At 55.5% G+C, this 2,777-nt stretch carries 3 protein-coding genes; all 3 read left to right on the plus strand.

Translation table 11 applies throughout. The features are described from left to right. The first annotated feature begins 98 nt into the window (after nucleotides 1-98). A complete protein-coding gene (locus GX147_05910) occupies nucleotides 99-575 on the plus strand; it encodes a hypothetical protein (protein ID NLN60228.1) in 477 nt (158 codons plus the stop codon). 1,160 nt (nucleotides 576-1,735) lie between these two features. Further along, the gene (locus GX147_05915) at nucleotides 1,736-2,377 is read left to right on the plus strand and encodes an MBL fold metallo-hydrolase (protein ID NLN60229.1); all 642 of its coding nucleotides are present in this window, start codon (nucleotides 1,736-1,738) and stop codon (nucleotides 2,375-2,377) included. A gap of 162 nt (nucleotides 2,378-2,539) precedes the next feature. Then, nucleotides 2,540-2,777 (plus strand): 30S ribosomal protein S6 (gene rpsF / locus GX147_05920; GenBank protein ID NLN60230.1); only part of this gene is annotated, 238 nt, incomplete at its 3' end.

Raw genomic sequence — 2,777 nt, forward strand, 5'->3', positions numbered from 1 at the left:
GTGCCTGTGGGAACGCTGCTGAAGCTCAACGGGATGAAACTCGATGACCCCCTTCACAAGGGCCGCGTTCTGATCCTGGAGGAACGGGAGGGCTAGTCATGACGGTCCGCTTCATACGGCCATGCGGGGTCTTGCTCGCTGTTCTGCTGGCGGTCACGGTCGTTTCGCCCTGTCCGGTCTTTTCCGCGGAAGAGAACCGCCCCGGGCAGGAAAACTTTTTTGTCGTGAATCCGTCCCTGATGCCCCATGCCGTGGCCCGACAGACGGCCGAAGGGCCGGAACCCGTTCTTCAGGGGCTGTTTGAGCCTGGATCCCCCCTGGACTTTGAAGGGGAGGAGCCGATCCCGCCCCGTCGGGAGAAATCGGACGAGTTTGGTTTCCTAGGTCTGAAGATGTCCCTGTCCCGTCTCGAACTGGAGCCGGATTCACAACAGCGCATTCGCATGGGGGGCGGCGATCCGTTGCTCTGGTCGGATTTTCGGGCCATCTTTTCCGGAGGTTCTTTCGGGAGGGACGAATTTGATGCCTTTGTCGATGTTTTCCGGCCCCAGTTGAATCTGGGGATCCCCTTTTGAAAGACCTGCGGGTACGTGGAAGCGGCAACCCATCAATTCCGGTCTGACCGGCCGGAACCGAAAGACCTGCGGGTACGCGGGAGGAGCTCACTTTCCCGAACCTTTGCCGCCGCCTCTTGGGAAAAACCTTCGGCTACGCGGGAGCGGCGCGTCCCGTCTGAACGGCACTCACCGTCCTCTCCAGTCGCCGTTTCGGCCTCCCTATATCATTGATGTTATTTAGTGCCGACTTTATCCTTTCGTCCGCGCCCCAGTGCCCGTACCCCCCTGCCGTTTTGCTCATTCATCATGTCCTTCCCGCCGTCCCGGGGTGTTTCGTTCAGGACTTCTCACGTTCGTTCGAAGCGACAAAGAGGAACGTTCGAAGTGACAAGAAGTTATGTCCTTTCGCCCCGGCGGTAGCCTCCGTGTCATTTCGAGGAGCCCTCACCCATGTCATTTTGAGGAGCCCCCTATGTCATTTCGAGGAGCGCAGCGACGAGAAATCTCGTCCTTCACGCCATTCCAATGCGTTTCGTTTAAGATTCCTCACCCGCCTCCGGCGGGATTCGGAATGACCTGTAGGATGCGGCGGGATTCGGAATGACATTTTAGGGCTACGGCGGCTCGAATGACCTGTAGGATGCGGCGGCTCGGAAGGACATTTTAGGCCAGAGGGGGATTCGGAAGGACATGCGGGATGCGGTGGGATTTGGAATGATGTGCAAGGACACCGTTGAGATTCGGGATGGCATGTGGGATGCCGCAGCTTGGAATGATAACATGAAAAAAAGTGTACCTCCGACAGGGCGATAGTACCGGACTAACCCCTACGTTTTAGAAAACATTAAGGAGGTACACGCGGTGAAGTATATGGGAATTGATTATCATAAGCAATACTTTGTAGCGACGATGATGAATGAACAGGGCGAAGTAATCAGAAAAGATGGAAGCCTCAGGGGATTCAGACAATAAAGGCAATGAAGGGTGGCGTTTGCAATGACAATGGGGTATGAAGTGATCTTCCCCGGGGTTGCGGACCGTCCGAAGAAACACCAAGTTCGGGATGAGAACGAGGGGGGTGTTCGGCTTGAGCCGGGCATCGGTCGCGGGCAGGATGGCTTTCAGGCGTAGGATTTTTCGCTTTCGTTCGATATGAGAATAGAAGGAGGATCATATTCATGAAGATTTTCGATGGACTTCACGCCTTCATCTGGCAGGATTATCGTGAGAACAACAGCAACACCTATTTGATCGACCGGGAGAAGAAGATTCTCATCGATCCGGGGTACGACCATCTCTTTCGTCACGTGGAACAGAACCTGAGCGACCTGGGGATCGACCGTTCGCAGATCGACTACGTTCTGGTTACCCATGGCCATCCCGACCACCTGGAGGCGGCCTTCCGTCTTCAGCGCCCGTCGCTCCTCGGCCTGAGCCGGGAAGAGTATCGTTTTGTCCGGGAATGGGCGGGCGGAGACTATGACATCCCCGCCCCGGATCTATACCTGGAAGAGGGACCCCTCACCCTGGGGGATGTGGTTCTGGAAATTTACAACACACCCGGCCACTCGCCGGGGTCGGTTTGTCTGTACTGGCCGGAGACGAAGGTCCTCTTTACGGGCGATGTCGTCTTCAATCAGGGAATTGGGCGGACGGACCTGCCCGAGGGCAGCGGCGCCCGTCTGAAGGAAAGCATCCGGAAGATCATGGACCTCGACGTGGAGTATCTCTTGAGCGGCCACGGGGATATCCTTGCCGGCAGGGAGGTGGTGAGACAGAACTTCCGTTTTATCGAGGATTACTGGTTTCGCCATCTATGACGATGCCGCCCTGAACGGGGTCGCGCCGCGCCGGGAGACAGGATAAAAAATCTTGATTTCTCGAGGTTCCTATAATAAGAGAGCAGATCGTTTTTTACGATCCATTTATTTTCCTTGCCCGATCCCGGTGATCGGGCTACAAAGCCGAGAGGAGGTAGGTCATTGAGAAGGTACGATGTTGTTTTTATTGCCATGGCGAATCTTTCCGACGCCGAGATCAGTGGGATCGTCGAACGTTATCAGACCATGGTAACGGAGCACGGGGGATTGATCATCAAGGTCGAGAAATGGGGCAAGAGGAAGCTGGCATATGATGTCCGGAAGCAGAGCATGGGGTTTTATGTTCTGTTCGATGTGGCTGGTGACAGTGAAATTGTCGATGAAATGGAACGGAACCTTA

Source organism: Deltaproteobacteria bacterium (genome assembly GCA_012522415.1).
Classification (GTDB): Bacteria; Desulfobacterota; Syntrophia; order Syntrophales; family JAAYKM01; genus JAAYKM01.

Bases quoted from the DNA above. Each gene is read 5' to 3' on its own strand.
- GX147_05915 (NLN60229.1), top strand. From the start codon at position 1,736: ATGAAGATTTTCGATGGACTTCACGCCTTCATCTGGCAGGATTATCGT.
- GX147_05910 (NLN60228.1), top strand. From the start codon at position 99: ATGACGGTCCGCTTCATACGGCCATGCGGGGTCTTGCTCGCTGTTCTG.